Origin of the sequence: Micromonospora salmantinae (genome assembly GCF_022230905.1) — a bacterium.
In the GTDB taxonomy this organism is placed as follows: Bacteria; Actinomycetota; Actinomycetes; order Mycobacteriales; family Micromonosporaceae; genus Micromonospora; species Micromonospora salmantinae.
The window spans coordinates 200,806-224,434 of the sequence record NZ_JAKKFG010000043.1; the positions used below are offsets into that span (position 1 = coordinate 200,806).

Sequence of the window (23,629 nt, forward strand, 5' to 3'; positions counted from 1 at the left end):
GGTCGCTCCCGGCCGGCTGCCATGCCACGATCAGTACATGGGTCAGCTTCTGCTCCTCCTGGTTGTGGCGTTGACCGTCGCGGCGGTGATATTCGGCGTGACGGTGCTGGTCAGCGGGCGTGATCCCGGCCTGGTGCCGGCCGAGCCGGATTCGCAGGCCGTGGCGTTGCCGGGCACCCGCCCGTTGCGCGAATCCGACGTGGGGGCGGTCCGTTTCGACACCGGGTTGCGCGGGTACCGGATGGACCAGGTCGATCAGGCGTTGCGCCGTGCCGCCTACGACATCGGTTACAAGTCCGAGCTGATCGGCGTACTGGAGTCGGAGGTCATCGCCTTGCGTGAAGGGCGCACCGACGATGCGGACGTGCTGCGGCAGGCCCGCGAGCAGTCCGCCAGCAAGGTGGCTCCCGCGGAAGCGGCTGAGCCGGGCGAGGCGGCCGAGCCGGGCAAGGCAGTGGATTCGGGTAAAGACGTGCCGCTGACCGGCGAGGCGGGCTCGGCCCCGGTCGGCTCGACGACTCCCGGCCCTTTGCCCGCCGCCAGCTCGTCCCCGGCGGATTCCGACGGGGTGGCTCCCGCCGCCGCGCCCGCCGACGACGAGTCGGCCGATCGCGAGCAGACCGCCGGCACCGAGCAGCGCGACGCGGTGGTTCGGTCGGAGTCGGCGTGACCGAGCCGGAGGGCGCTGACGATCTTCGCGAGGCGGCCCGACCCGGCGCCGGTGAGGTGACCGCCACGGTGATCGTCGAGGCCCCGGCGGCGCGGGTGTTCGCCGCGCTGCTCGCCTGGGAACGTCAGTCCGACTGGATCCCGTTCACCCGCGTCCGGGTGGTCGAGGGCGACGGGCGCGAGGGCAGCCGGATCGAGGCGGTGACCGCGCTCGGCCGGGCGACGCTGCGCGACGAGATGCGGGTGGTCCGGGTCGACGAGCCGTACGAGATCGGCGTCGTGCACCACGGCCAGCTGCTGCGTGGCCCGGGGGTGCTGCGCTGCACCCAGCTGGACCGGGACCGCACCCAGGTCGTCTGGCACGAGTGGTTCCACCTGCCGGGCGGTCGGGCCGGTCGGCTGGCCTGGCCGGTGCTCTGGCCCGGCTCCAAGCTCGGCCTCACCCAGGCGCTGAAGAGGTTTGCCCGTCTGGTCGAGCAGGGCCGGCTGCCCTGACCGGCGAGCCTGGTGCCGGCTGCCAGCCGGGTGCGCGGAAGAGATGCCCGACCCGGTGCCGCCAGGTCACCGCGGCGCGCACGTCCCGGGCGATCGAGGCGTACTCGTGGAACGCCACCCGGACCGGGTTGTAGCTGCCGAGGTTCTTGGTCAGGCCGTACACGCAACGTTCCCGTTCCGGCGCGAACGACTTGAAGAGCCGGTCCCAGACGATCAGGATGCCGCCGAAGTTGCGGTCCAGGTAGCTGCCCTGCGACGCGTGGTGCACCCGGTGGTGCGACGGGGTGTTGAACACCGCCTCGTACCAGCGCGGCATCTTCTCGATCCGCTCGGTGTGGATCCAGAACTGGTAGAGCAGGTTGACCGAGCCGCAGAACGCGACCACGGCCGGGTGGACGCCGGCCACGATCAGCGGAATGTAGAACACCCAACTGGTAAGGCCGGTCCATGGCTGGCGCAGCGCTGTGGAGAGGTTGAACCGCTGCGACGAGTGGTGCACCACGTGCGAGGCCCAGAGGATGCGGATCACGTGGTGGCCGCGGTGCGACCAGTAGTAGCAGAAGTCTTGCGCGAGCAGGATCAGCGGCCAGGTCCACCAGAGTTCGGCGACCCGCAGCGGGGTGAGCGCGTAGAGCAGCGCGTACGCGGCGGCGATCGGCACCTTCCAGAGCAGGTCGGCGAAGATGCTGCCCAGCCCCATCGTCAGGCTGGTCGCTGTGTCGGCGCCGCCGTAGCCGACCTCGTCGTCGTCGCGGTGCAGCAGGTAGGAGACCCGCTCCAGCAGGATGAGCAGCACGAAGGCCGGGATCGACCAGGCGATGACGTCCGGGAAATCCTTCACCGCGCGGCCTCCGCTCGCCGTCACCAGTCGGGGCGCACCGTCGGGTGACCTCGACCTACCGGTCGGTAACAAGCACCATAGGCAGCCGGGCGGCCGGTGGCAATGGGCTGTCGGACGGATGCCCTAGCGTGTACGAGGTGACTGACCTGGTGATCGGCGCGGATGGGCTGGCTCGCTGCGCCTGGGGGTCGAGCACCCCCGACTACGCCATCTACCACGACACGGAGTGGGGGCGGCCGCTGCGCGGCGACGACGCGCTCTACGAGCGGATGACGCTGGAGGCGTTCCAGTCCGGGTTGTCCTGGCTGACCATCCTGCGCAAGCGTCCGGCGTTCCGGCTGGCCTTCGACGAGTTCCACATCCCGACCGTCGCCCGCTACGACGACGCCGACGTCACCCGGCTGCTCGCCGACGCCGGCATCGTCCGCAACCGGGCCAAGATCGAGGCGGCGATCGCCAACGCCCGCGCCGCACTGGAGCTGCCGGAGGGTCTGTCCGCCCTGCTCTGGTCCTTCGCGCCGGAGCCCCGGCCAACTCGCCCCGCCTCGTTCGCCGAGCTGGCACCGATCACCCCGGAGTCCACGGCGATGGCCAAGGCACTCAAGAAACGCGGCTTCCGGTTCGTCGGCCCGACCACCGCCTACGCGCTGATGCAGGCCACCGGGATGGTCGACGATCACATCGTCGGCTGTCACGTCACCCTCCCACCGGCGACGTGATGAGATGGCAGGCATGACGACCGAGACCGCGCACCGGGCCGGTGCGGCCGGCAACGCCGACGGGGTGGGCACCTGGGCGGTGCTGCTGCCCGCCGAACGGTACGAGGCCGAGCGGCTCGTGCACCACGACACGCTGGAGCTGACCGGGCTGACCGACGTCGCCCGGCCAGGGCTGGGCGACCAGGTGGCCGTGCTTGTCGACGCGCCGCCACGGCTGGTGGCCCTCGGCCGGGTCACCGCGCCGGGACGACGCCACCGCGAAGACCCGGACGACCCGCAGTCCCCGGTCGAGCCGGGCACGCTCGTCGTCGCGTACACCCGGCGGGCCTTCGACGAGCCGGTGCCGGCCGACCTGCTGACGCTCGACGGGCCGGTCACCGCGGTGGAGCCGGCGGCCTTCCGGGCGCTGGCCGACCAGCTCGGCCCGCCTCCGGCGCGGCGCACCTGGCTGGTCAGCCTCGACCTGCCGATCGAGGCCGGCACGCCGGCCGAGGCGGTACGGCTGTTCTGGTCCTACGTGCAGGAGCTGGGCCCGCGTGAGCTGCCCGCCTTCGTCTCGCCGGCCGGCGACGAGCTGGCCATGCAGGCGTTCGTGCTGGGCGAGCAGGCCAACCAGGACCCGGAAGAGGACGACTAGAAGAGCTTGTCCACTCGTCCCCGCCAGTCGGCGAGGATGGGGCCCGGGTCGGTGTCCAGCACCCGCTCCAGCAGCGTGGCGTAGACGTCCCGGAAGTCGGTGGTGTATTTCAGGTCGCCGTCGTCGAGGTCGGTGAGGCTCGGTGGTGCGCCGTGCCAGCCGCCCCGGACGCCCGCGCCGAGCAGCAGCACGTCCGAGGCGGTGCCGTGGTCGGTGCCGTCCGAGGCGTTGGCCCGTACCCGACGGCCGAACTCGGAGTAGACCGCCACCACCACCTTTCGGCCCGCCTCGGTGCGACTCATCCGGTCGGCGAACCCGGTCAACGCCCGGTCCAGCTGACCCAGCAGGACGGCCTGCAACTGCTTCTCGTCGGCGTGCGTGTCGAAGCCACCCAACGACACCGAGAAGACCCGGGTGGACACTCCCGCCTCGACGCACTGCGCCACCAGGTCGAGCTGCGCGTCCAGTGGGGTGCGGGCCCCGCCGGTGGCCGTCGCGGGCGCCTGTTCGCCGTCCGGGTCGGTCGTGTCCGGGTCGGCGGAGTCGCGTACCTGGCGGATCATCTCGTCCACCGACCGCAGGTCGGCGAAGCAGGCGGCGGCCCGACCCCGGGCCGCCGACTCGCCCGCCTCGGCGGCGGCGAACGCGGTCAGTGTCGCCGCGGGCAGCCCCTTTGCGGCCTTCCGGTCGGTCACCGGCACGGCCGCGCCGGCGCTCTGGGCCCCGGCCAGCAGCGGTGGCAGCGCCGGCTCGAAGGAGACCGCCAGCCGGGGATCACCGCCGGCGCGGTCCAGCCACCGCCCGAGCCAGCCGGTGTTGCCGGGCCGGTCCGGTTGCGCGGTGTGCCAGATGTCCATCGAACGGAAGTGGCTGCGGTCCGGCTTCGGGTAGCCGACTCCGCGCACGATCGCCAGCCCACCGCCGGACCAGCGCTGGTGCAGGCCGGCCAGCGCCGGGTTGAGGCCGAAGCCGTCGTCCAACCGCCGCACCTCCCCGTCCGGGTACGCCAGCTCCGGGCGTGCCGCCCGGTAGGCCGGGTCGCCGTACGGAATGACGGTGTTGAGCCCGTCATTGCCGCCGTAGAGGGTCACCAGCACCAGGGTGCGGGACTGCGGGTCGCGGTCCCCGCTGGTGTCCAGCAGGTCCCGCAGGCTGTACGCGCCGGCCCCGGCGGCCAACGCGCCCGCGCCGACCACCCCGCTGGTCAGCAGGAACCTGCGTCGGGTCAGGGTGTCCATGTCGACTCCTCCGCTCAGCTGACTGTGTATTCGGGGCTGACCAGGCCGGCGGCCAGCAGTTTGCGGGGCTCACCGGCCAGCGGGGTGAGAGCGGCGCGGGTGCGCGCGCCCCAACCGTCCACCACCAGCAGTCGGGCCAGCGCGTCCGGTCGGCCGGCGGTGGGCGCGGCGGTCAGGCGGGCCAGCACCGCTGGTGCCGTGGCGGCGGCGAGCACCCCGGCCGTCCGCAGCCGGGCCTGTAACGACGAGGTGGTCAGCCACGCGGACCCGGCCGGCCAACCGCCCACGCTCGGTGGGCGCAACGGCACCTGGTCGAGCGCGTTCAGACCGGCCAACAGTTGTTTACGTTGCTGCTCGGGCAGCGCGGACGGTCGGATGCCGAGCTGCCGCAGCGCACCGACCAACCACTCCACCGGCTGCTTCACCAGCGTCCCCCGGGTCTGCGCGAAGGCCGGTGCGGAGAAGAGCGCGCGCACTGTCGCGATGGTGTCTTCGCCGGCCAGGCCATCCGGTGCCGGGGTCTCGGTGCCGGCGTAGCGGAACCAGAGCCGACCGGCCACGAAGGTCGCCGCCGCCGGTTGGGCAGCCAGCAGGCCGGCGTACGCCTCGGCGTCGAACCGGCCACTCTGCCCGAGGATGCGCTTCTCGCCGGGGTCGTGCCGGCGGGCCTCGAAGCGGGCCGCACCGGTACGCCGGTCGACCACCCAGCCGGTCAGGGCCCGCGCGCCGGCCTTCACGTCGGCCTCGCTGTAGGCGCCGATGCCGAGGGTGAACAACTCCATCAGCTCGCGGGCCAGATTCTCGTTCGGTGCCTTGCGGGTGTTCTTCTGCCCGTCCAGCCAGACGATCAGGGCGGGGTCGCGCACCATCGCGGCGACCAGCGGGCCCAGCGGCCCACGACCGTGCCGGCGCAGCGTCTCCAACTGGCCCACCATCAGCCGCGCCGACTTGACCTTCTGCGCGCTGGTGGCCCAGTGCCCGTGCCAGAAGAAGAGCAACTTCTCGGTCAGCCCGTCCTCGGCGGCCACCATCCGGTCCAGCCACCACTCGGTGACCTGCTGGAGTTGCTTGCGGCGCTCCGCGTTGGCCTGCTGCCGTTGCTCACGGGTCGAGTCCTTGGTCAGCCCGGCGTACGGGTCCGGGGGCAGCGTCGGGACCGGTGTGGCCGCCGCACCCCGGTCCGTCCCTGGCGGGGTGAGCAGCCGGTCCAGTGTCGCCGCCGGCCCGGCCCGCTCGGCCGCGTCCACCTCGTCGGCGGTCGGGCCGAAGGTGGCCCGGCGCAGCAGGTGCGCCACCGATTCACGATCGCTCATACCGGCCGACGCTAGGCGTCCCGTGTTCGAGGACGGTAAGGGCGGCGTCCGGATCGCGTTCAGCGTCCCTCGAAGACCGGTTTCTGCTTGCCGACGAAGGCGAGGGTGGCCGCCCGGTGGTCGGCGGTGGCGCCGCAGATCGACTGGGCCTGCGCCTCGGCGGCGAGGGCGTCGGCGAGGGTGCCGGCGTCGGCGATGGAGAGCTGTCGCTTGATCGCCCCGTACGCGACGGTCGGGCCGGCGGCGAGGCGGGCGGCCAACTCCTGGGCGACGGGCAACACCTGCTCGTCGTCGTCCGTCAGCCGGTTGAGCAGGCCCAACCGGCAGGCCTCCTCGGCGCGGACCGGCTCGGCCAGCATCAGCAGCTCCACGGCCTTGGCGTGGCCGACCAGTCGGGGCAACGTCCAGGAGGCGCCGGTGTCGGCGGCGAGACCGACCTTGGCGAAGGCCATCAGGAAATTGGTGGTCGGACCGCCGATGCGGATGTCGGCCAGGAACGCCAGCGACGCGCCCGCCCCGGCGGCCATCCCGCGAACCGCGGCGATCACCGGCTTGGGCAGGTTGGCGAGCCGGGCGGCGATCGGGTTGTAGTGCGCCCGCACGGTGCCCAACGGGTCACTGGCGGAGTTTTCCAGGATGGCCACGTGCTCGCGAAGGTCCTGCCCGGCGCTGAACGACCCGCCGGCCCCGGCCAGGACTACCGCGCGGCAGGACCGGTCGGTCTCCAGTTCCGCGAGGGCGTCCCGCAGCGCCTCCTTGAGCGCCACGTCGAGCGCGTTCATCGCGTTCGGCCGGTTCAGCGTGAGGGTGACGACGGCATCGGTCCGGTCGACCAGCAGCGGCTCGGTCATGTGTCTAACGACCCTTCTGTCGGACGATGCGGTTGCCGGCGTCGAGGCACTGTTCGACGTACCGGTCGGCGGCCGGACGCAGGCGGGCTGCGTGCCGGTCGAAGAAACTGGCCGCGGCGGTGCCGGGCCACCGCTCGGGCAGCAGCGCCGGGGGCAGCTGCGGATCCTGGAAGAGGAACGTACGCCACGCGTGCACGAGGCGGAATCGCGCCGCGTACGCCTCCTCGTCGCTGCTGCGCACGGTGACCGCGGCGAGCAGCGGGCGCTGGTCCGCGACGAACCGCTCGTAGGCGCGACCGATCTCGGCCAGGTTCCAGGCGCGTCGGACCACTCCCATCGCGCCGGGGGTGCCGGAGAAGTGCGAGGCGGTGAACCGCTCGAACCGGATGCCGGTCTCGGCGAGGAGCAGGTCGACATCCTCGGCGGGGCGGGTGGCGACCCAGGTCTGCTCGTCGAGCGTCCCGTAGCCGAGGAAACTCAGGTTGGCGGCGAGCCGCTGGCGGTCCCGCCGGGCGCCCGGGGCCTCCAACACCAGCAGATCGAACCGGCCGTCCCAGGTGACCCGGCCGGTCCGGTAGATCCGGGCCGCTGCCTCGTCGAGTCGGCGGGCAGCTTTAGGTGTGATCGAATATCCCGGTCCGGAGACCAACCGGAGGGGCTCGAGCCAGCCTTGACGCACCATCCGGGAGACGGCGGTGCGAACTGCTGGCGGTGCGATTCCCAGCGGCGCCAGTAGCTTGACCAGGGCAGCAACCGGTGCCCGGCCACCCCTCGGACGGAGGTGGTCGCCGTACAGGTCGAAGAGTGCCGACCGTGCCTGCATGACCGCACATTGTGACAGGCCTTCTCAAGATAAGCTAGATGCTGTTACATCAATGCTGCTCCGGTTTGGGTCCGGCGGTGTTCATCAGGGAAAATCGTTGGTCGACACCCCCGTGACCGTTGCGGGTGGTCGTGACGAAGTGGCTGTGGGGCAACCCACCGACCCTGGTGTAGGTCTGAGGGGAGACAACATGGCGGCGATGAAGCCGCGGACGGGCGACGGTCCGCTGGAAGTCACCAAGGAGGGGCGGGGCATCGTCATGCGGGTCCCGCTGGAGGGCGGTGGCCGGCTCGTCGTCGAGATGACTCCCGACGAGGCCAACGCGCTCGGTGACGCACTGAAGGCAGCGGCCGGCTGAGTAAGGAGTGCTCCGGGCGGCTCACGCCGCCCGGAACGTTCTTCAGGCCCTGAGCCACCGGAATCACCGGTGGCTCAGGGTCTTCAACGCTGTGGGCAGGTGGGTTCGCTGCCGGCCCGCGACACTTTCCTGGAGGTACGGTTCCGCGTGCTCGCCATCCGTCTGATCGCTGAGCCGGACCGGCTCGACGTCCTCGTCCTGCCCGTCCGCTCCGCCGATTCGACGGCGGAAGGTGACACCTCGGCCGAGCCGGTATCGACCGCCGTGGCGGGCCCGGACGGCACGGCCGACGAGGCGGGCGCGCTGGCGTCAGCGGCCCGGCTGACGGGCCGAGCCGGCGAGATCCACACCCAGCTGCGCCCCGGACGCACCCCCGGCCGGCTGCTGCTGCTCGGCATCGGCGACGGCGGCGAGGCGGCCTGGCGGACGGCCGGCGCGACCCTGGCCCGCTCAGCTTCGGCTGAGACGCATATCACCATCGCGTTGCCGGCCGAGGTGGCCCCGGCCGCGGTGCGCGGCTTGACCGAGGGGCTGCTGCTCGCCCCGTACCGGTTCCGACTCACCGAGGCAGGCGACCGACCGGCACTCACCGGCGTCGACCTGCTGCTCGACGACCCCACCGGGTACGAGGACACCGTCGCCACGGCCCGCACCACGGCCGCGATGACCCATCTCGCCCGGGACCTGACCAACACCCCCTCCTCGGTGAAGACCCCGCAGTGGTTCGCCGACCAGGTGGCCTCCGCCGCAGCCGACGTTGCGGACCTTCGGCTGCGGGTCCGTGGCCCGGCCGAGCTGACCACCGAGGGCTTCGGTGGGATCCTCGCCGTGGGCGGTGGCTCCGCCAGCGGACCCCGGCTGGTCGAACTGGACTGGCACCCCGCCAACGCGCGCACCCACGTGGCGCTGATCGGCAAGGGCATCACCTTCGACACCGGCGGCATCTCGATCAAGCCGGTGGCGTCGATGAAGTTGATGCGCAAGGACATGGCCGGCGCGGCCGCGGTCGTCGCCGCCACCCTGGGCGCCGCCGCGCTGCGGCTGCCGGTCCGGATCACCACGCTGGCCCCGCTGGCCGAGAACATGGTCAGCGGCTCGGCGTTCCGCCCCGGCGACGTCATCCGGCACTACGGCGGTACGACCAGCGAGACGACCAACTCCGACGCCGAGGGTCGGCTGGTCCTCGCCGACGCGCTGGCGTACGCGGTGCAGCAGCTCAAGCCGGATCTGCTGCTCGACCTGGCCACGCTCACCGGCGCGAACTCGGTGGCGCTGGGCAAGCGCACCGCCGCCCTCTACAGCGAGAACGACGAGTTGGCCGCCAGCGTGCTGGCCGCGGCCGAGGCGGCCGGCGAGTCGGCGTGGCGGATGCCGCTGCACACCGACTACGTCGAGTACCTGGGCAGCGAGATCGCCGACCTCTACAGCGCACCCGCGCAGGGTGCCGGCTCGGTGCTGGCCGCGCTCTACCTGCGCGAGTTCACCGGCGAACTACGGGACCGCTGGCTGCACCTGGACATGTCCGCCCCGTCCTGGGCCGACGGCGACCAGGCCGAGGTCAGCCGCGGCGCCACCGGTTGGGGCGTCCGCTCGTTGCTGCGCTGGCTCGCCGACGTCAACTAGCGCCTGTCTCAGAGCCTCGGCTTGATCGAGGCGCTGACCCACCCTGGGGTCGGATCAGCACTTCACCGCGGCGAGTAGTCCGTGCCCGACCGGAAGCAGCGCGGGGATCCAGTGCTCCGACTCCCGGACCGCCTTGATCGTTTCGCGAACCGTCACCGTCTCCGCGTCGCGGGCGGACGGGTCGCCGATCCGGTCGCTGGCCAGCACACCGTTGAGCGCCAGCACTCCCCCCGGGCGCAACAGCCGCAGCGCCGCCTCCACACAGGCGTGGAAGCCGGTCGCCTCCGCGTCCACGAAGACCAGGTCGTACGCACCGTCGGCGAGCCGGGGCAGCACGTCGAGCGCCCGACCGGTGATGATCCGGGTACGCCCGGCCGCGAAACCGGCCTCGGCGAAGATCCGCCGGGCGATCCGCTGGTGCTCCACCTCCACGTCGATGGTGGTGAGCACGCCGTCGACGCGCATGCCGCGCAGCAACCAGACGCCGCTGACCCCGGTGCCGGTGCCGATCTCCACCACCGCACGGGCGTTGCCGGCGGCGGCCAGCAGTCGCAGCGCCGCCCCCGCGCCGGGGGTGACCGCGTCGAGGCCCACCTCCCGGGCCAGGCTGCGGGCGGTGCGCAGAACGAGATCCTCGGTGACGTACGACTCGGCGAAGTGCTGGGCCTGTGTCGTCGAACTGCCGGAACCGGCGACCGTGGCGATGGGGCACCTCCGGGGGCGGTGCGTGGTGCGGGGGCGGGTTGGCACTGTGAGCGTAGAGGCGACCGTCGTGGGGCGCAGCCGCGCCTCCGTCGGAAGCGATCACCGGGGGCAACCGCTGACTGCACCGCGTCCATCCGTGCAATCCTGGAGGCGGTATCCCGTCAGCCGCGACCAGACCGGCCCGTGGCCGGGCGACGCGGCGCGGGATCCGGGGACGGACTGGGAGGCACCGACGTGACCGACGGCTGGGACTGGCGCCGGGGCGGTGAGACTCCGGCTCCGGCGCGACCGCCCGGGGCAGGAGCCCCGTCGGTGGGGCCGCCGACCATGCCGGGGGCTGACCGCTCGCCCCTCGCCCCGCCAGGCAACGGACCGGCAGCGGGCTGGCCGGCGTCTTCCGGCGGGCCGACTCCGGGCTGGCCGGGGTCTTCCGGCGGACCGGCACCGGGCTGGCCGGCGCCGGCCGCGGGCGGGCCCAACTCGGCCGACGCGTCGGCCTGGTGGTCGGACGCGCTCGCCGACCCCTGGCGCGACCCGGCGGCCCCGACCGCGGTGGTGGTGCCCGGGGTGGTGGCCCCTGGCACCGAGCCCGAGCCGGTCACCGATCCCGACGCACCGGGCCGGCCGACGCTGCGCCACCTGTTGCTCATTCCCGTGATCACCGCGCTGTTGGCCGGCACCCTCGGTGGTGCGTTGGGCTACGCGTTCGCGGTGCGCGGCGGCGCTGGTGCGGCGGTCCTCGGCGGTGCGCCCGCAGAGGTGCCGGCACTGGCGCAGCGCAAACCGGAGTCGCTGGCCGGGGTCGCCGAACGGGTCCTGCCCAGCGTGGTCACCGTACGGGTGAGCAGCCTCGGCGGGACCAGTGAGGGCTCCGGCTTCGTCGCCACCGCCGACGGCCATGTGATCACCAATGACCATGTGGTGGCCGGCGGCACCGGCAAGGCCTCGGTGGTCTTCAACGACGGCAGCACCGCGCCGGCGACCATCGTCGGCCAGGACGCCGAGTCGGACATCGCGGTGATCAAGGTGAGTCGTCCCGGGTTGCGGCCTGTGGAGTTCGGCGACTCCGACGGGCTGGCGGTCGGCGACCCCGTGCTCGCCATCGGTTCGCCGCTGTCGCTCGCCAACACGGTCACCGCCGGCATCGTGAGCGCGCTGGACCGGACGATGCAGGCCGGCGAGCCGGGCGGCCCGGTGCGTTACTACGCGGCCATCCAGACCGACGCCGCGGTCAACCACGGCAACTCGGGCGGCCCACTCGTCGACGGCGCCGGCCGGGTGGTCGGAGTGAACTCCACCATCAAGTCACTCGTCGCCGAGGGACAGGAGGCGGGCAACATCGGGCTCGCCTTCGCCATCCCGATCAACCAGGCCAAGCGGGTGACCCAGGACATCATCGGCACCGGCAAGGCCCGACGTACGGTGATCGGCGCCCGGGCGGACGGCCCGACCGGGGTGGTCGGGGGCGGCCTGCGGCTGGCAGAGGTCGAGCCGTCCGGTCCCGCGGACGGCGCCGGGCTGAAGGTCGGCGACGTCATCCTCAAGATCAACGGACGGCCGATGACCGAGCCGACGGATCTGACCGCGTTGGTCCGCAAGTACGCGCCGGGCTCGGTCGTGACCGTCGAGTATCGGCGGGGCTCCGCCCGGCAGAACACCTCGGTAACTCTCGCCGCGGACGCGAAGTGACTCACCGCGGAGGCGAAGTGAACAGCGGCGCACCCCTTGCCCGAAAGCCGTCCGCCGTGCGTAGTCTTGCTGCTGACGCCGAGAGGAGGCCCGCGGGATGCTCGACAACCTGAACTGGTGGGAGATCGGTGCGCTGCTGCTCCTGGCGCTGCTGATCTTCGGCGACCGGCTCCCCGCCGTGATCACCGACGGCCTGCGGTTGGTGCGCAACCTGCGCAACATGGCCCGCAACGCGACCGGCGACCTGAGCCGTGAGCTGGGCACCGACATCCAGCTGGAAGACCTGCACCCGAAGGCGTTCATCCGCAAGCACCTCCTCAGCGAGGAGGACGAGGCGGCGATCCGCAAGCCGTTGCAGGGCGTCTACGACAACCTGCGCGCGGACGTCAGCGGCGTGCACAACGACCTGAAGGACGTGGCGAACGCCGCCGACCTGCGGTCGAACGAGACTCGGTCCGGCACGGCCACCAGCAGCCCTTCGGCTCCGGCCCCCCGCGCCAGCTACGACGACGCCACCTGACCGACCCGTACCCCGACCGGCTGGTCCGGCCCTGCCCGCCCACGCCGGCCCTGCCCGCCCACGCCGGCCCTGCCCGCCCACGCCGGCCCTGCCCGCCCACGCCGGCCCTGCCCGCCCACGCCGGCCCTGCCCGCCCACGCCGGCCACGCCGGTCAGCGGCCCGGCTGGACCATCCACCGACACGATTCAGCCCGCCGGCCAACAGTGGCCGACGGGCTGACGGTGTTCCGGGTGGTCAGCGCCCAGCGGGCTTGAGACCGAGTGGCTTGCCGAGCAGTGACTCGCGGCGCAGGGCGAGCCGGTCGGCGATCGTGCCGAGCGCCTGAGCGGCCGGGGACTCCGGCTCGGCCAGCACGATCGGGTTGCCGGCGTCGCCGGCCTCGCGGACCCGGGTGTCCAGGGGGATCTGACCGAGCAGCGGCACCTGGGCGCCGATGGTCCGGCTCAGCGACGCGGCCACCGCCTCACCACCGCCGGTGCCGAAGATCTCCATCCGGGAGCCGTCCGGCAGCTCCAGCCAGGACATGTTCTCGATGACGCCGACCACCCGCTGGTGGGTCTGCAGGGCGATCGCCCCGGCCCGCTCGGCCACCTCGGCGGCGGCGGTCTGTGGGGTGGTGACGATCAGGATCTCCGAGTTGGGCAGCAACTGGGCCAGCGAGATGGCCACGTCGCCGGTGCCCGGCGGCAGGTCGAGCAGGAGCACGTCCAGGTCGCCCCAGTAGACGTCGGCCAGGAACTGCTGCAACGCCCGGTGCAGCATCGGGCCGCGCCACACCACTGCGGCGTTGCCGGAGGTGAACATGCCGATGGAGATCACCTTCACGCCGTGCGACTGCGGCGGCATGATCATGTCCTCGACGCGGGTGGGCCGTGCCTCCGTGCCGAGCATCCGCGGAACCGAGTGGCCGTAGATGTCGGCGTCGACCACGCCGACGGAGAGTCCACGGGCGGCGAGCGCCGCCGCCAGGTTGACAGTGACGCTGGACTTGCCGACGCCACCCTTGCCGCTGGCCACCGCGTACACGCGGGTGCGCGAGCCGGGCTGGGCGAACGGGATGACGGGCTCCTCGGTGGCGCCGCCGCCACGCAGCTGCGACTGCAACGACTGTCGCTGCTCGGGGGTCATCACCCCAAAGTCGATCTCCACGCCGCTGACGCCGGGCACCGCGGCGACGGCGGCGGTGATGTCCGTACGCAGCTTGTCCTTCAGCGGGCAGCCGGCGACGGTGAGCAGCAGTTCGACGCGGACGACACCGCTGGCACCGATCGTGGCGGAGCGGACCATGCCCAGCTCGGTGATGGGCCGGCGGATCTCCGGGTCGTTGACGGTGGCCAGGGCGGCCTGGATCGCGTCCTCGACGGTGCTCACGGGTGCTGACATGCCCGCAATGCTACGTCGCGGGGCATCCGTTGCCGCCGCTGCCCGGGGCGGTGTGAGCCAATCGATGACCCGCCGGTCAGCTCTCTGACCGGCGCGGGCCGGTGCCGTCCGGCCGGGCGTCCCGGGTGAAGTCGCCGTCCAGGTCGTCGCGGGGTTCTTCCAGGCCGACGCCGTCGGTCGGCCGCTGGCCCCGTCGCTCCTGCCGGCTGTCCTTCTCCTGCTGGCGGCGCTCCAGTCGCTGCCGGCGTTGCCCCACCTCGTCCAGTTCCTCGGCCAGCCGGGCCAGCTCGGAGCGGAGGAAGTCGCGGGTGGCGACCTCACCGAGCGCGATCCGCAGGGCTGCGATCTCCCGGGCCAGGTACTCGGTGTCCGCCTTCTGCGCGGTGGCTCGCCGCCGGTCCTCCTCCAGGGCCACCCGGTCCCGGTCGGCCTGCCGGTTCTGGGCCAGCAGGATCAGCGGGGCCGCGTAGCTGGCCTGCAACGACAGCACCAGGGTCAGGAACGTGAAGGTGTACGGGTCGAAGCGCAGGTTCGCCGGGGCCAGGGTGTTCCAGACGAACCAGATCGCGATCACCACTGTCATGACGACGATGAAGTTCGCGGTGCCCATGCCCCGGGCGATGCCCTCGGACCACCGACCGAACGCCTCCGCGTCGAACCGGGGCAACTTCACGCCCCGGGGCTCGCGTGGCTGGTCGAGACGCTCCGTCCGACGCCGGTCAGCCATCTGCGCCGTCCAGCGCGGGGTCGGTGGTACCCGGGGCGGCCAGGGCGTCGCGGTCCCGCCAGTCCCGGGGCAGCGAGTGGTCCAGCACGTCGTCGACCGTCACGGCGCCGACCAGCCGGTTGTTGCGGTCGATCACCGGCATGGCGACCAGGTCGTAGGTGGCCATCCGGCGGGTGATCTCCGGCAGCGGCGTGGTGGGGCGCAGCGGGTCGATGTCGTTGACCACCACCTTGCCCAGCAGGTCGGCCGGGGGTTCGCGCAGCAGCGCCTGGAAGTGCACCATGCCCAGGTAGCGGCCGGTCGGTGTGTTCTGCGGTGCCCGGGTCACGAAGACCTGCGCGGCGACGGCGGGAGAGAGCTGCGGCTCCCGGATCCGGGCCAGCGCCTCGGCGACTGTGGCGTCCGGCGGCAGGATGACCGGCTCCGAGGTCATCACACTGCCCGCCGTGCCGGGGGTGTACTTCAGCAGTTGGCGTACCGGGTCGGCCTCGTCCGGCTCCATCAGGTCCAGCAGCACGTCCTGCTCGGGTGGGGGCAGTTCGTTGAGCAGGTCTGCGGCGTCGTCCGGGTCCATCTCCTCCAGGACGTCGGCGGCCCGCTCCCGGTCGAGGGCGGCGAGGATCTCCACCTGGTCGTGCTCCGGCAGCTCGCTGAGCACGTCGGCCAGGCGCTCGTCGTCCAGGGCGGCGGCGACCTCGTTGCGTCGCGCGTCGGGCAGATCCTGCAACGCGTTGGCCAGGTCGGCGGGGCGCATGTCCTCCAGGACGGCGAGCAGGTTCGCCGTACCCCGGTTGTCGGCGATGCCGCTGAGCCCGCGCACCCGGTCCCACTCGACCTGGTGCAGGTGGCCGCGGCGGCTGAGCCGACCGGTCTGCTCGCGTACGGCGACCCGGGTCAGCGACCACTCGCCACCGCGGCTGCACTCCATCGCGACGTCCACGACGGCGCCGGGCTGGCCGCCCGGGTCGAGTTGCACCCGCCGGTCGAGCAGTTCCTGGAGCACCAGCAGTTCGTTCGGGCGCTTCTCGAACCGGCGCAGGTTGAGGGTGCCGGAGCCGAGCACGACGGCGTCCGCGTCGATGGAGGTGATCCGGTTGATGGACAGGAAGATCCGGCGACGCATCGGCATCTCGGCGACGAGGCCCACCACCTCCGGCGGACGCTTCGTCGCCCGCAGCCGTGCCACGGCGTCACGAACCCGGCCCACCTGATCGCCGTTCGGGTCGAAGACGGCGACTCCGGCGAGACGGGCGATGTAGACCCGGGTCGGCGTACTCACGGGCACCAGCCTAAGCGCCTAGTGTTTATCAACATGTCGACCTTGGCCTACGAGATCGTGGACGTCTTCACCGATCGCCCCTTCGCCGGCAACCCGCTGGCGGTGGTGTTCGGCGCGGAGGCGCTGGCCACCGAGCAGATGCAGGCGCTCGCGTTGGAGTTCAACCTGTCCGAGACGGTGTTCGTGCTGCCTGCGACCCAGGTCGGCGTCACCTACCGGGCCAGGATCTTCACCCCGGTGGAGGAACTGCCGTTCGCCGGGCATCCCAGCGTCGGCGCGGCGGTCACCGCCTGCCGACGGGGCATGTTCGGTGTGGGGCAGGTCACCCAGGAGTGTCGAGCCGGTGTGCTGCCGATCGAGGTGACCGCGTCCGGGGCGACGCTGACCGGTGGCGCCCCGACGCTCGGGCCGGAGCTGGACCCGGAGCCGTTGCTGGAGATCGCCGGGCTGCTCGCCGAGGACCACATCGGGCCCGCTCCACGGGTCGCCGGCTGCGGGCTGGAGTTCCCGTACCTGCCGGTGCGTCCGGAGTCGGTGGCCCGCGCCCGGGTGGACCCGGCGGCGGCGCAGCGGTACGGGGTGTCGCACGTCAGCGTCTTCTCCTGGGACGCGGCCGCGCAAACCGCGCACGCCCGGGTCTTCGTGCCGGGGATCGGCGTTCCGGAGGACCCGGCGACCGGTTCGGCGGCGCTCGGCCTCGGTGTCTGGCTGGTGGCCAGTGGTCTGCTGCCCGGTGAGGGGCGGTCGGAGTACGCGGTCCGTCAGGGCGTGGAGATGAACCGTCCGTCCGCGTTGGCCTGCACTGTCACCGCGGCGAACGGGGTGGCGGTAGGCGCTACGGTCGCCGGCCAGGTGGTGCCGGTGGCTCGGGGCGAGATCGCCGTGCCGCCGTTCGTGGGCTGAGCGGAGGAGCCGATGCGGGAGGATGCGGGTGTGACGGACGAGGACGCCCCCGGGGGCACCCCACTGGTCGACGAGGCGATGAAGAAGGCCGCCGTGGCCTGGGTCAGCGTTGCGGGTGGGCCGGCGCTCGCGCTCTGGTGCGCCCCGCTGGAGGGCGCGCTGCTGGTGGTCAGCGGGCCGGGCGAGCAGGCCGCACCGGGTCTGGCCGACGCGACCGAGGCCCAGGTCACCCTGCGCGGCGACCACGGCGGTCGGATCGTCACCTGGCCGGCCCGGGTGAGCCGGTTGCTGCCGGGCACCGAGGCGTGGGACGTCACCGCGCCGCTGGTGGCGGCGAAGCGCCTCAACGCGCCCGGTCCGACCGCTGACCTGGTGGCCCGATGGGCCGCCGACGGATGCGCTGTGAACCGCCTCGCCCCGGCCGGTACGCCGCTGGCCGGAGCGGAGTTGCCGGCCGACGCGCAGGCCGAGCCACCCCGGGCGACTCCGGCGGTCCGGGCCACCCGCAAGCCGTTCCGCCTGCACCGGGTCCGCCGCCGCTGATCGGTTGATCAGCCGGCCCGACCGCCGACGCCCGCCACTGCGGCGTCGGCGTCGACGAGGGCGAGCACCTCGCCCAGGGTGCCGAGTGTGGGGCCGCGCCAGTCCCGGTCGGCGTTGAAGACCATGTGCGTGGCCAGATCCGGTGCGGCGAGCCGGACAGCGGTCATTCCGGCCCGCTCGGCGCCGGTCAACTCCTGGCTGCCGCCGTCACCGATGTAGAGGCAGTCGCCCGGCGCGAGCCCGAGCCGCTGGCAGGCCGTCAGGTAGAGGGTCGGATCCGGTTTGCACCGCCCGACCTGCACCGAGAAGACCCGTACGTCGAGCAGGGGGGCGATTGCGAGCTGCGGCAGGAAGGCCGGCAGTTCGTGCGTACAGTCGCTGATCACGCCGGTGTGCAGCCCGCGCTGGCGCAGAGCCGCCAGCACCGGCACCGCGTCGGCCCGCAGCCAGGTGTCGGCGCGGACCGCCCGGTGCCGGGACGCCACCGCTGCCCGTACCGCATGGTCGCTGGGGTGTACGCCGGCCTGGGCGCACACCCAGCGCAGTGTCGCCTCCGCGTCGCCGAGTCGGCCGCTGGCCCGCTCGTAGTAGGTGCGGTTCAGCACCTCGGTCAAGATCTCGGTGGGACACCCGAGCAGTTCGGCGGTGCCGACGTGCGCGACACCGCGTTGTACCGAACGGGTCAGGGTGCCGAAGAAGTCGAACAGCACCGCCTGGTAGCTGGGCATGGGGGAGCGCCTCCGGGCGGTCGAGGGTCGCCGGCGCGAACCCGCGTGATCGTAACGGAGTGATGACCCTCCGTGCTGACCGTCATACGTGTGAGGATTACGTCCCGTGCCCCCACCCTCACCCCGGCCGTCCCTGGACCCGCTGACCACCGGCGCGGTCGGGCTGGCCGTGGTCGCCGTGTCGTCGTCCGCGCCGCTGATCGCGTACGCCGCCGCCCCCGCGCTGGCCATCGCGTTCTGGCGAAACCTGCTCGCGGTGGCCGTGCTGAGCCCCTTCGCCCTGGTCCGACGCCGCGCGGAGTTCCGCAGACTGACAGTGGGCGCGGGCCGGCGGGAGGGCCTGTTCTGCGTTCTGTCCGGGGTCGCCCTGGCCGGGCACTTCGCGACCTGGGTGCCGAGCGCCCAGCTCACCTCGGTCGCCACGTCCACCGCGCTGGTCGCCACCCAGCCGGTCTGGCAGGGGCTGATCGCCCGCGCCCAGGGGCGTCCGCTGCCCCGGGTGGTGTGGATCGGCATCGCGGTGGCGGTCGGCGGCGCGGCGGTCGCCACCGGAGTGGACGTGGGGGTCTCCGGCCGGGCCGTCCTCGGTGACGTGCTGGCGCTGATCGGCGCGGTGTTCGCCGCCGTCTACACCGCCTTCGGGGAACGGGCCCGGGTCAGCATCAGCACCACCACCTACACCACCATCTGCTACGGGATCTGCGCGCTGATCCTGCTGGCCCTGTGCCTGGTCGGCGGCGTACGGCTGACCGGCTTCGACGGGCGTACCTGGCTGGCCATCCTGGCCCTGGTGGCCGGCGCCCAACTGCTCGGGCACTCGATGTTCAACTACGCCCTGCAAAAGATTCCGGCGACCACGGTGAGCGTGCTGATCCTGCTGGAGGCACCCGGCGCGGCAGTGCTCGGCTGGGCCTGGCTGGGTCAGCTGCCCCGCCCGTACGCGCTGCTCGGCATGGCGTTGCTGCTGGCCGGTGTGGCGGTGGTGGTGCTCGGCGGCCGGCGGACCGAACCCACCGCACTGCCGGCCGACCCGACCCCGCTGGCCGACTGATCGCCCCACCCGGGCGGGCCGAGGCCCCCACCCGCCTACCGGGTCAGCCCTCGTGCACCTCGACGACCCGGGTCGTGGGCGCGGCTGCACCGAGGGCGGTACGCAGGGCCGCCCGGTCCGGGTCGGCGAGGAACGACTCGTAGCCGACCCGACCGTCGAACCGGATCACGTGCACCTCGGTCTGCCCGTCGGTGCCGCGCAGACGCCGCTCCAACCGGCCGCCGTGCCGATCGAGCAGGGCCAGGACGGCGTCCTCGTAGCGCCGCCCGGCGGCCTCCGCCCCGACGGTGAACTCGACGATCGCGACGAGTGTCAGCGCACCGTCCCGGTCAGCCATCGAGACCGACCGCCTTGGCGCTCGCCGTCCACAGCCGGGCGGCGAGCTGCGGATCGGCCGCCTTCCGTAGCGGTCGACGCGGCCGGCGGTCGACGTAGTAACCCCCGTTGATCAGCCGGGAGCGCTCCTGGTTGGCCAACCACACCAGGGTCTCGGCACCCTTCTCGGGGCTGCGGAACGGCATGAACCGCATGCCGAACGCGACAAGCCTGCTGTCGTTGGCGAACCGGGTACGGACCACCCCGGGGTGGAAGCTGTACGAGGCAACGTCCGGCCAGCGTCGGGCGGCCTCGGCGGTGAAGAGGACGTTCGCCTGCTTGCTGGTGCCGTACGCGCCCATCGGCCGGTAGTCACGCAGTGGCTTGTTCAGGTCGTCCGGGTCGAGTGCGCCGAAGCGGTGCGCGCCGGAGGCGGTCACCACGACCCGGCCCACCCGGTCGGCGAGCAGGTTGGTCAGCAGAAACGGGGCCAGGTGGTTGGCCTGGATCGACATCTCGAAACCGTCGACAGTCCTCAGTGGTTGCAGCGCGATCGCTCCGGCGTTGTTGGCGAGCACGTCGATCCGGTCGTACGTGGCCCGGAGCTGCTCGGCCAGTCGGCGTACGTCGTCGAGGATCGCGAAGTCGGCCCGGAACAGTTCCGGACGTTCACCGGAGTTCTCCCGTACCCGTTCGGCTGCCGCCTGCAGGCGGGCCGGGTCCCGCCCGACCAGCACCACCTGGTCTCCCCGGCAGGCCAGGTCCACGGCGGCTGCCAACCCGATGCCGGAGCTGGCCCCGGTCACCACCACCAGTCGGCGCCCAGTGAGATCTTCCACAGGTCCATTCACCCCGGTCATGGCGCGAGGTTACCGTGGCGTCACAACGCCCTTTGGGATCGTTAAGGTCCCGGATCTGTCGTCAGGTGGCGTCGGCATGCCCGCCGGACGCTGGAAGGAGCGCATCCATGGCCGCAGTCGGTCGCCCCCGCAGGTCCTGCCTCGCCGTGCCGGGTTCCAGCGTGAAAATGCTCGGCAAGGCCCAGGGTCTCCCGGCCGACCAGGTCTTCCTCGACCTGGAGGACGCCGTCGCCCCACTGGCCAAGCCGGACGCGCGCAAGAACATCGTGGCCGCCCTCAACGAGGGCGACTGGGCCGGCAAGACCCGCGTGGTCCGGGTCAACGACCTGACCACCCCGTGGACCTACCGGGATGTCATCGAGGTCGTCGAGGGCGCCGGCGCCAACCTGGACTGCATCATGCTGCCGAAGGTGCAGACCGCCGCCCAGGTGCAGTGGCTGGACCTGACGCTCACCCAGATCGAGAAGACGATCGGCCTGGAGGTCGGTCGGATCGGCATCGAGGCGCAGATCGAGAACGCCGCCGGCCTGGTCAACGTGGACGCTATCGCCGCCGCCTCGCCGCGCGTGGAGACCATCATCTTCGGCCCGGCCGACTTCATGGCGTCGATCAACATGAAGTCGATGGTGGTCGGCGGCCTGATCCCGGACTACCCGGGCGACCCGTACCACTACATCCTGATGCGGATCCTGATGGCCGCGCGGATGCACGACAAGCAGGCCATCGACGGCCCGTTCCTGCAGATCCGCGACGTCGACGCGTTCCGCGAGGTGGCCAAGCGCTCGGCCGCGCTGGGCTTCGACGGCAAGTGGGTGCTGCATCCGGGCCAGATCGACGCCGCCAACGAGGTCTACCAGCCGGCGCAGGCCGACTACGACCACGCCGAGCTGATCCTCGACGCGTACGAGCACTACACCTCGGAGGCCGGCGGCCGGCTCGGCGCCGTGATGCTCGGCGACGAGATGATCGACGAAGCGTCTCGCAAGATGGCGCTGGTGGTCGCGGCCAAGGGCCGGGCCGCCGGGATGAGTCGTACCTCGTCGTTCACCCCACCGGCGCAGTGACCGGCCGGGCCGGGACGACCGCCGCCGGCTGTCGGTCCGGCCCGACAATCGGCGGTACGCCGGCCCGCCCGCCGGTCAGTAGCTGCTGCTGTTGTCGCTCGTCGCGATCGCGTAGATGATCGCGGCGGCGTAGATGGCGATCACCAGCACCAGGAACCCGGTGAGAATCCAGCCGACGATGATGGCGGCCTTCGCCATCCCCGCCCCACCCTCGCCGCTGAGCCGGATCTGCTTCTGCGCCACGTGGCCGAGGATCGCGCCGATCGGCGCGGTGATGCAGGACGTGAAACCGAGCAGGGCCAGCACGAACGCCGCGATGGCCAGCCCGTTGGTCTTCGGCGCCTGCGGGTAGCCGTAGCCGGGGTACTGCGGCGGGTATCCGGGCGGGGCGTATCCGGGCGGAGCGTAACCGGGCATCGGCTGGGCCGCCGGCTGCTTCGCGCCGGCGTACGGGTCGACCGGGGCGTACGGGTCCGGGGCGTATGCGGTCGGGGCGTACGGGTCGGGGGTGTACGGGTCGACCGGGCCAGGTTGCGCGGGCACCGGCTGACCGGCCACCACTGTCGGGTCCGGTGCGGGGCTCGACGGCTGGGCCGACCACGTGGGGTCGCTCCAGTTGCCGGGCGGCGGGGGATTGGTCATACGAACTCTCCGTCAGGTTGGGGTGCGGAGACAGGGTAGCCAGCGCCGCCCAAACCCGACGCCCCTGCTTCCGGGTGCCGCGTTGCTCGGGCCGGTCGTAACGGGCAGGATCCCTGACATGGCATACGACGCGCGCGCCGCGGACCGCTCCGGCAGCCGACCCCGACGGGACGTCAGCCGCCCGGGTGCGGCCCGACGCGCCCGGACGGCCGCCCCGGCGGGCAGCCCCGGCCCCGACGAGCCGGTCGCGCTCACCGACCCGGTCACCATGCGCCTCGACGGGCGGGTCGCCCTGGTCACCGGGGCGGGCAGCCCGGACGGCATCGGGTACGCCACCGCCCGGCGACTCGCCGACCTGGGCGCGCGGGTGGCGATCGTCTCGACCACCCGACGTATTCACGAGCGGGCAACCGAGCTGGGGGTGACCGGCTTCGTCGCGGACCTGACCGACGAGTCCGAGGTCGGCGCGTTGGCCGATGCGGTCGCCGAGCAGTTGGGCGACGTCGAGGTGCTGGTCAACAACGCCGGCCTGGCCAGTCGCGCCAGCCAGGGGGTGCTGCGGCCGGTGGCGCAGCTGACCTACGACGAGTGGCGCGGCGAGATCGACCGCAACCTCTCCACCGCGTTCCTGTGCAGCCGGGCGTTCATCGGGGGGATGGCCGAGCGGGGTTGGGGTCGGATCGTCAATCTGTCGGCCACGGCCGGCCCGGTCAACGCCCTGCCCACCGAGGCCGCGTACGCAGCGGCGAAGGCCGGGGTCGTCGGGCTGACCCGGGCCCTGGCCATGGAGATGATCGCCGACGGGGTGACGGTCAACGCGGTGGCGCCCGGCACCATCTACACCGCGGCGTCCACCATGGCCGAGATCAAGCAGGGGTTGGGCACCCCGGTGGGGCGACCGGGCACGCCGGACGAGGTCGCCGCGGCGATCAGCTTCCTCTGCTCGCCGGCCGCCTCGTACATCACCGGGCAGATGCTGGTGGTGGACGGCGGCAACAGCGTCCGCGAGGCCCGCTTCCGCTGACGGCGCCGGTCGGCACCGGCCCGTTCGTCAGTAGCCGCCACTGTCACCGGTGTTGCTGCCGAAGGCCACCAGCGCCAGCCAGCCACAGCAGGCCAGCACGGTGAGCCCGGTGAAGACGTAGCCAAGGATCAGCCCCCAGGTGGCGAGCTGGTCGCCCTCCTCGCCGCTGGTGCGGATGTGCCGCTTGGCCAGGTGGCCGAGGACGGCGCCGGCCGGCGGAAAGACGAAGGCGAACACCAGCGACAGGATCGCCAGCACGTTGGTGCCCCGACCCGGCCCGGACGGCGGTGGGCCGTACTGACCGTAGGGACCCTGCGGTGGGTACGGCGGTTGCTGGCTCCAGTGCGCTGACTGCTGCGGCCCCTGGTGGCCGTACGGTGACGGTTCGCCCGCCGGTGGCCCGTACGGTGACCGTTCCGTCGGCAGCTCGTACGCCGGTTGGTCCGGCTGTGGCGCGTACGGCGACTGGCCGGCCGGCGGTGGCGCGTACGGCGACTGGTCTTTCGGTGGCTCGTAGGGTGACGGCGGCGGCTCGTCCTCGGGCGGTCCCGACGGCGGCGGGTAGCTCACAGCTGTCCTCCTCCTGCCGGTGCCGGAAAAGTCCCTCTTGCCGGACGCTACCCGCAGC

Annotated in this window: 27 protein-coding genes; 13 read left to right on the forward strand and 14 right to left on the reverse strand. The window is 72.6% G+C overall.

Translation table 11 applies throughout. From position 1 onward, the window contains the following. Window positions 1-37: 37 nt before the first annotated feature. Window positions 38-670 (forward strand): DivIVA domain-containing protein, encoded by a 633-nt coding sequence (locus PSH03_RS27045; protein WP_238690786.1) that lies wholly within the window; start codon window positions 38-40, stop codon window positions 668-670. Next, the gene (locus tag PSH03_RS27050; protein ID WP_238690787.1) at window positions 667-1,164 is read left to right on the forward strand and encodes an SRPBCC family protein; all 498 of its coding nucleotides are present in this window, start codon (window positions 667-669) and stop codon (window positions 1,162-1,164) included. Before PSH03_RS27045 ends, PSH03_RS27050 begins: the two co-directional genes overlap by 4 nt. On the opposite strand, the gene PSH03_RS27055 is transcribed toward PSH03_RS27050, so the two are convergent. Beyond that, the gene (locus PSH03_RS27055) at window positions 1,109-2,005 is read right to left on the reverse strand and encodes a sterol desaturase family protein (protein ID WP_238690788.1); all 897 of its coding nucleotides are present in this window, start codon (window positions 2,003-2,005) and stop codon (window positions 1,109-1,111) included. The two genes, PSH03_RS27050 and PSH03_RS27055, sit on opposite strands and share 56 nt — an antisense overlap. A 137-nt stretch (window positions 2,006-2,142) precedes the next feature. On the opposite strand from PSH03_RS27055, the gene PSH03_RS27060 reads away from it, so the two are divergent. Then, window positions 2,143-2,724, forward strand: a complete 582-nt coding sequence (locus PSH03_RS27060; RefSeq protein ID WP_210781812.1) for a DNA-3-methyladenine glycosylase I — start codon at window positions 2,143-2,145, stop codon at window positions 2,722-2,724. A gap of 13 nt (window positions 2,725-2,737) precedes the next feature. After that, window positions 2,738-3,361 (forward strand): hypothetical protein, encoded by a 624-nt coding sequence (locus PSH03_RS27065; protein ID WP_210781813.1) that lies wholly within the window; start codon window positions 2,738-2,740, stop codon window positions 3,359-3,361. Here the strand turns inward: PSH03_RS27065 and PSH03_RS27070 are convergent. From PSH03_RS27070 to PSH03_RS27085, 4 genes are read right to left on the reverse strand one after another with little or no spacing between them, the layout of a single operon-like run. Further along, window positions 3,358-4,599 carry a DUF1501 domain-containing protein gene (locus tag PSH03_RS27070; protein WP_210781814.1) on the reverse strand — a complete coding sequence of 414 codons (1,242 nt, stop codon included), beginning with the start codon at window positions 4,597-4,599 and terminating at the stop codon, window positions 3,358-3,360. The genes PSH03_RS27065 and PSH03_RS27070 overlap by 4 nt on opposite strands. A 14-nt stretch (window positions 4,600-4,613) precedes the next feature. Next, window positions 4,614-5,912, reverse strand: coding sequence for a DUF1800 domain-containing protein (locus PSH03_RS27075; RefSeq protein ID WP_238690789.1), 1,299 nt, complete (start codon window positions 5,910-5,912; stop codon window positions 4,614-4,616). 59 nt (window positions 5,913-5,971) lie between these two features. Next, on the reverse strand, window positions 5,972-6,763 hold the full coding sequence (locus PSH03_RS27080) for an enoyl-CoA hydratase-related protein (RefSeq protein ID WP_210781816.1): 792 nt from the start codon (window positions 6,761-6,763) through the stop codon (window positions 5,972-5,974). A 4-nt stretch (window positions 6,764-6,767) separates the two neighbouring features. After that, window positions 6,768-7,586: a PaaX family transcriptional regulator gene (locus PSH03_RS27085; RefSeq protein ID WP_210781817.1), complete on the reverse strand. Its 819-nt coding sequence runs from the start codon at window positions 7,584-7,586 to the stop codon at window positions 6,768-6,770. Between the two features lie 190 nt (window positions 7,587-7,776). On the opposite strand from PSH03_RS27085, the gene PSH03_RS27090 reads away from it, so the two are divergent. Both PSH03_RS27090 and PSH03_RS27095 read left to right on the forward strand, forming a co-directional pair. Continuing rightward, entirely contained in the window at window positions 7,777-7,944 is a 168-nt protein-coding gene (locus PSH03_RS27090) for a DUF3117 domain-containing protein (RefSeq protein WP_007455245.1), read from the forward strand. A gap of 147 nt (window positions 7,945-8,091) precedes the next feature. Then, window positions 8,092-9,567 (forward strand): leucyl aminopeptidase family protein, encoded by a 1,476-nt coding sequence (locus PSH03_RS27095; RefSeq protein WP_210781865.1) that lies wholly within the window; start codon window positions 8,092-8,094, stop codon window positions 9,565-9,567. 54 nt (window positions 9,568-9,621) lie between these two features. Here the strand turns inward: PSH03_RS27095 and PSH03_RS27100 are convergent, their stop codons facing one another. Next, the gene (locus PSH03_RS27100) at window positions 9,622-10,191 is read right to left on the reverse strand and encodes an O-methyltransferase (protein ID WP_112581855.1); all 570 of its coding nucleotides are present in this window, start codon (window positions 10,189-10,191) and stop codon (window positions 9,622-9,624) included. A gap of 315 nt (window positions 10,192-10,506) precedes the next feature. On the opposite strand from PSH03_RS27100, the gene PSH03_RS27105 reads away from it, so the two are divergent. Further along, entirely contained in the window at window positions 10,507-11,961 is a 1,455-nt protein-coding gene (locus PSH03_RS27105; RefSeq protein ID WP_238690790.1) for a S1C family serine protease, read from the forward strand. Between the two features lie 97 nt (window positions 11,962-12,058). Continuing rightward, the gene (locus PSH03_RS27110) at window positions 12,059-12,481 is read left to right on the forward strand and encodes a twin-arginine translocase TatA/TatE family subunit (RefSeq protein WP_210781819.1); all 423 of its coding nucleotides are present in this window, start codon (window positions 12,059-12,061) and stop codon (window positions 12,479-12,481) included. A 235-nt stretch (window positions 12,482-12,716) separates the two neighbouring features. On the opposite strand, the gene PSH03_RS27115 is transcribed toward PSH03_RS27110, so the two are convergent. From PSH03_RS27115 to PSH03_RS27125, 3 genes are all read right to left on the reverse strand, one after another. Beyond that, entirely contained in the window at window positions 12,717-13,865 is a 1,149-nt protein-coding gene (locus PSH03_RS27115; RefSeq protein WP_238690791.1) for an Mrp/NBP35 family ATP-binding protein, read from the reverse strand. A gap of 76 nt (window positions 13,866-13,941) precedes the next feature. Further along, window positions 13,942-14,592 (reverse strand): DUF1003 domain-containing protein, encoded by a 651-nt coding sequence (locus PSH03_RS27120; RefSeq protein WP_210781821.1) that lies wholly within the window; start codon window positions 14,590-14,592, stop codon window positions 13,942-13,944. Then, on the reverse strand, window positions 14,585-15,871 hold the full coding sequence (locus PSH03_RS27125; protein WP_210781822.1) for a magnesium transporter MgtE N-terminal domain-containing protein: 1,287 nt from the start codon (window positions 15,869-15,871) through the stop codon (window positions 14,585-14,587). The genes PSH03_RS27120 and PSH03_RS27125 overlap by 8 nt, the downstream gene beginning before the upstream one ends. Before the next feature lie 33 nt (window positions 15,872-15,904). On the opposite strand from PSH03_RS27125, the gene PSH03_RS27130 reads away from it, so the two are divergent. Then, window positions 15,905-16,774 (forward strand): PhzF family phenazine biosynthesis protein, encoded by an 870-nt coding sequence (locus PSH03_RS27130; RefSeq protein ID WP_210781823.1) that lies wholly within the window; start codon window positions 15,905-15,907, stop codon window positions 16,772-16,774. A 12-nt stretch (window positions 16,775-16,786) separates the two neighbouring features. Next, window positions 16,787-17,317, forward strand: a complete 531-nt coding sequence (locus PSH03_RS27135) for a hypothetical protein (protein WP_238690792.1) — start codon at window positions 16,787-16,789, stop codon at window positions 17,315-17,317. Window positions 17,318-17,325: 8 nt separating this feature from the next. Here PSH03_RS27135 and PSH03_RS27140 read toward each other — a convergent pair whose 3' ends face one another. After that, window positions 17,326-18,045, reverse strand: coding sequence for an HAD family hydrolase (locus PSH03_RS27140; protein WP_238690793.1), 720 nt, complete (start codon window positions 18,043-18,045; stop codon window positions 17,326-17,328). A gap of 106 nt (window positions 18,046-18,151) precedes the next feature. Between PSH03_RS27140 and PSH03_RS27145 the strand changes: the two genes are divergently transcribed. After that, complete coding sequence (locus tag PSH03_RS27145) at window positions 18,152-19,096, forward strand: DMT family transporter (protein WP_210781826.1); 945 nt, start codon at window positions 18,152-18,154, stop codon at window positions 19,094-19,096. Between the two features lie 43 nt (window positions 19,097-19,139). On the opposite strand, the gene PSH03_RS27150 is transcribed toward PSH03_RS27145, so the two are convergent. Both PSH03_RS27150 and PSH03_RS27155 read right to left on the reverse strand, forming a co-directional pair. Continuing rightward, complete coding sequence (locus PSH03_RS27150) at window positions 19,140-19,433, reverse strand: hypothetical protein (protein WP_210781827.1); 294 nt, start codon at window positions 19,431-19,433, stop codon at window positions 19,140-19,142. Then, window positions 19,426-20,250 carry an SDR family NAD(P)-dependent oxidoreductase gene (locus PSH03_RS27155; RefSeq protein WP_238690839.1) on the reverse strand — a complete coding sequence of 275 codons (825 nt, stop codon included), beginning with the start codon at window positions 20,248-20,250 and terminating at the stop codon, window positions 19,426-19,428. The genes PSH03_RS27150 and PSH03_RS27155 overlap by 8 nt, the downstream gene beginning before the upstream one ends. 128 nt (window positions 20,251-20,378) lie before the next feature. On the opposite strand from PSH03_RS27155, the gene PSH03_RS27160 reads away from it, so the two are divergent. Beyond that, on the forward strand, window positions 20,379-21,335 hold the full coding sequence (locus PSH03_RS27160) for an HpcH/HpaI aldolase/citrate lyase family protein (RefSeq protein WP_091394764.1): 957 nt from the start codon (window positions 20,379-20,381) through the stop codon (window positions 21,333-21,335). Between the two features lie 75 nt (window positions 21,336-21,410). On the opposite strand, the gene PSH03_RS27165 is transcribed toward PSH03_RS27160, so the two are convergent. After that, window positions 21,411-21,977: a DUF4190 domain-containing protein gene (locus tag PSH03_RS27165; protein WP_210781829.1), complete on the reverse strand. Its 567-nt coding sequence runs from the start codon at window positions 21,975-21,977 to the stop codon at window positions 21,411-21,413. 118 nt (window positions 21,978-22,095) lie between these two features. Here PSH03_RS27165 and PSH03_RS27170 point away from each other — a divergent pair, with 118 nt between their 5' ends. Then, entirely contained in the window at window positions 22,096-23,001 is a 906-nt protein-coding gene (locus PSH03_RS27170; RefSeq protein WP_210781830.1) for an SDR family NAD(P)-dependent oxidoreductase, read from the forward strand. Between the two features lie 27 nt (window positions 23,002-23,028). Here PSH03_RS27170 and PSH03_RS27175 read toward each other — a convergent pair whose 3' ends face one another. Next, complete coding sequence (locus PSH03_RS27175; protein WP_238690794.1) at window positions 23,029-23,571, reverse strand: DUF4190 domain-containing protein; 543 nt, start codon at window positions 23,569-23,571, stop codon at window positions 23,029-23,031. Window positions 23,572-23,629 lie beyond the last annotated feature (58 nt).